The 4453-nt window shown below is 30.3% G+C and carries 3 protein-coding genes; 1 reads left to right on the forward strand and 2 read right to left on the reverse strand.

All coding sequences use genetic code 11. The features are described 5' to 3' along the window. Positions 1 to 101: 101 nt before the first annotated feature. Positions 102 to 1340, forward strand: coding sequence for a BaiN/RdsA family NAD(P)/FAD-dependent oxidoreductase (locus IO99_RS17535; protein WP_035135757.1), 1239 nt, complete (start codon positions 102 to 104; stop codon positions 1338 to 1340). Positions 1341 to 1503: 163 nt separating this feature from the next. On the opposite strand, the gene IO99_RS17540 is transcribed toward IO99_RS17535, so the two are convergent. Both IO99_RS17540 and IO99_RS17545 read right to left on the reverse strand, forming a co-directional pair. Then, entirely contained in the window at positions 1504 to 2790 is a 1287-nt protein-coding gene (locus IO99_RS17540) for an adenylosuccinate synthase (protein ID WP_035135758.1), read from the reverse strand. Positions 2791 to 2834: 44 nt separating this feature from the next. Next, complete coding sequence (locus tag IO99_RS17545; RefSeq protein ID WP_035135759.1) at positions 2835 to 4223, reverse strand: NAD(P)/FAD-dependent oxidoreductase; 1389 nt, start codon at positions 4221 to 4223, stop codon at positions 2835 to 2837. Positions 4224 to 4453 lie beyond the last annotated feature (230 nt).

Here is a 4453-nt window from a genome sequence, read left to right on the forward strand (position 1 = left end):
TTATATTATAGTTTTAATATGTAGTATAATTCTATATACTATAGTTAATATATTAGTTAATATGTTATAAAATACATTTAAAGGCTTGAGGTGATTTTATTTTGTATCATGACTTAATTATTGTTGGTGGTGGATCTTGTGGCATAGTATCTGCAATTAAAGCAAAAGATTTAAATATAGACGTAGCTATAATAGATAGTAGCGATAGAGTAGGTAAAAAATTATTAATTACTGGTAATGGACGCTGTAATTTAACAAACGAAAAATTATCCTTATCAAGATTTCATAGTGATAATAATAATTTTTTTAAAGATATTATTAATACCTATGATTTAGAATATACCCTTAACTTTTTTAAATCCATAGGAATATATACATGTACCTTAGATTCTGGAAAGATATACCCATTATCTCTTCAAGCATCCTCCGTGTTAGATATTCTTAGAATGAATTTATCTGAAAGAAATATACCTACTTACATGAATGAAAAAGTTTTAAATATCATTAACCCAAAGAAGGGTTACTTTGAAATTATTACTTCTTCAACTGCATATACATGTAAAAAAGTTCTCTTATGTACTGGAGGAAAAAGTTATACTAGAACGGGCTCTGATGGCTCTGGTCATAAACTAGCTAAAAACTTTGGCCATAGATTAATAAACTTAACACCTGGTATAGTTCAGTTAAAACTAAACTATGATAGACTTAAGGCCATTTCTGGAGTAAAATTTGAAAGCTCTTGTAATATAGAAGTAAATGGTGAAATTAAAAAACAAGAATTTGGCGAAATCTTATTCACAGACTATGGTATATCAGGTCCTCCAATTCTACAGCTTAGTAGAATTGCTTCTAAAGGAATTCTAAATAAGTCATCAATTTTTATACATGTAAATTTACTTAATTCAGATTATGACCATATAGTAGATTTTTTTGAAACACACTTTGCAGTGTTTTCATATAGAAGTATTTCAGACAATCTAGTAGGAATTATAAATAAAAAACTTATTCCTATTATATTAAAAGAGTGTGGAATTACTGACATTCACATGCCTACATATTCCCTAGAATATGAATATAGATTTAAACTTTATAAGCTTTTATGTGATTGGAAGTTTCAAGTTATTGATACCAACTCTTTTGAAAATGCTCAAGTTACCATCGGTGGAATAGATACTACAGAGGTAAACCCTATAACTTTAGAATCTAAACTAACTCCAGGTCTATACTTTGGTGGTGAAATTTTAGATGTTGATGGTGATTGTGGTGGTTTTAATTTGCAATGGTGCTGGAGCTCCTCTAGCGCTGCTGTGAACGCTATTTATAATGTACTAAAGGATTAGGTATTACCTATTAACATAATAGCTCTATTCAAGGTAATTTGTGTGATTTTAAATATTACTTGAATTAATATTAAAAAATAAAACTGATAGGAAATAAATTTATTTCTTATCAGTTTTAAACTTTGAACTAATTTTTTGTAATCTTTAATGCAATGACGTACTTTTAAAGATCTGCGATTCTCATAGTTTGATCTCTCTTTGGACCTACTGATATTATAGATATCCTAACACCAGTGAATTCTTCTATTTTTCTTAAGTATATCTTTGCATTCTCTGGAAGGTCTTCATATTTTCTAGCATCTTTTATACTTTCATCCCATCCATCAAACTCTTCATACACAGGTTCACATTTTGCTAAATCTTCAAGGCTAGCTGGGAAGTAGTCTATTACTTTTCCATCTAACTTATATCCTACACAAACTTGTATTTTATCAAGCCCCGCTAGTGTGTCAATCTTTGTTACTCCAAAACTAGTTAATCCAGAAACTCTAGCAGCACTTTTTAATATAACAAGATCAAGCCAACCACATCTTCTACTTCTTCCTGTAGTAACTCCGTACTCAAATCCTTTTTCCCTTATCCAATCTCCAACTTCATTTTCTTGTTCTGTTGGAAAAGGTCCTTTTCCAACTCTAGTTGTATATCCTTTTACAATTCCTACAGCACTATCAATCATAGTTGGTCCTATACCAGCACCTGTACATATACCACCTGCTACTGTATTAGAAGATGTTACATATGGATATGAACCAAAATCTATATCCAGAAGTGTTCCTTGAGCTCCTTCAAATAACACATTTTTATTTGCTTTTATGCTATCAAAAACTCTAACTGATGCATCATCTACAAATGGCTTCATTCTCTTACCATATTCTAAATAGGCCTCGAAAACCTCATCAAAGCTTAGGGCTTCTCCACCATATATTTTAACTATTAAATCATTTTTAGCTGGAAGATATTCTTGTAATTTTTCTTTTAAAACTTCTGGTTTAATAAGATCACAAACCCTTATTCCACATCTCTCAACTTTGTCAGTATAACAAGGTCCTATTCCTTTTTTAGTAGTACCTATATCGTTTTTTCCTCTAGCTTCTTCCTTAAGAGCATCTAATACTTTATGATAAGGCATTATAACTTGAGCTCTGTCACTTATTATTAATCTCTCTGGTGTTATGTTTTCTCCTAATCCCTTTAAATAATCCATTTCTGTAAATAGAGCTTCTGGATCTACAACCACTCCATTGCCTATTACATTAAGTTTGTCTTTATAAAGTATTCCTGATGGAATTAAATGTAACTTATACTCTTTTTCTCCCACTACTACAGTATGACCTGCATTATTTCCTCCTTGGAATCTAACAACTACATCTGCACTTTCTGCAAGATAATCAGTCATTTTACCTTTTCCTTCGTCTCCCCATTGAGCTCCTAATACCACAAATGATGACATATTCTACATCTCCTTTTTTACTCATTAGTAAAACTTATTATAAATTAAACTAGCTTACTATATTTCTCATCTAATATTCTAGCAACATAAACACCACTAGCAGATGCTTGTGATAGTGAATGTGTAACTCCAGATCCATCTCCTAATACATAAAGGCTTTTTACTTTTGTCTCTAAGTTATTATCCACTTCTATATTAGAATTATAAAACTTAACTTCTACACCATATAACAATGTATCTTCATTAGCTGTTCCTGGTGCTATATTATCTAGAGCATATATCATTTCTATTATAGCATCTAATTGACGCTTTGGTATAACTAAGCTTAAATCTCCCGGTGTAGCTTTTAAAGTTGAAATAGTAAAACTTTTACTCATTCTATGATCATTAGTTCTTCTCCCCTGTACTAAATCTCCAAATCTTTGAACTAATACTCCGCCACCTAGCATATTGCTAAGTCTTGCTATAGATTCTCCATATTCATTACTATTTTTAAATGGCTCTGTAAAATTATTAGTAACTAATAATGCAAAGTTTGTGTTTTCTGTATGAAGTTCTGGATTTGAATAGCTATGTCCATTTACTGTTACTATTCCATTTGTATTTTCACTAACTACCTCACCATGTGGGTTCATGCAAAATGTTCTGACTAAATCTCCATACTTCTTAGTTCTATATACAACTTTACTTTCATATACTTTATCTGTTATGTGTTCAAAAATAGCTGCAGGTAGTTCAACTCTAACACCTATATCTACTCTATTACTTCTACTTTCTATACCTAGCTTAGTACAAACATTAGATATCCATTTAGATCCCGATCTTCCTGTGGCAACTATTATATCTTTGCATCTAAATTCTTCATCCTCAGTTTTTACTATAAATTCTTTACCGTGCTTTTCTATATCCACAACTTCAGTATTAAACTTCATCTCTATATTATCTTTTATCTTATTATATAAATTACCTAGTATTTTTACATTTCTATCTGTACCAAGATGTCTAACTTTAGCATCTAAAAGATGTAAGTCATGTTTTAGTGCCTCAGTCTTTAGTGTACTATCCGCAGTTGAATATAACTTCGCATCACTTCCACCATGATCACATAAAACCTTATCTACATAATACATAAGATCTAAAGCTTCTTGCCTACCCACATATTTATATAAATCTCCACCAAAGTTATTAGTTATATTATACTTACCATCTGAAAGACTTCCAGCACCACCATAACCATTCATAATGTCACAAGATTTACAATGAATGCAAGCTTTTATTTTTTTCCCATCTATGGGACATTTCCTCTTTTCTAGGCTATTTCCCTTTTCTATCATTAGTACTTTAGCCTTTGAGCCTAAAGCTGTTAATTCATAGGCTGCGAAAACACCACTAGCTCCTGCACCAACAATTATAATATCATAATTTTTATACATGTTAATCACCCCATAAATATATTAACAAAGAGATGTAGTATTTTCAATAAAAAATACGAATATTTTATATAGTACATTTAAAATTCTTCGTAAATATATTTCTTTAGAAATTTATTTTTCCCAATATTTATTTACTCTATCCTAACATAGAGTTCTTTTATTATTTCTTGATAATAAACTTTAAATCTCCTAAAATATATTATACAAATGGCTTTATACAATATATTTTG

This window comes from Clostridium sulfidigenes, assembly GCF_000732635.1.
GTDB lineage: Bacteria > Bacillota > Clostridia > Clostridiales > Clostridiaceae > Clostridium_J > Clostridium_J sulfidigenes.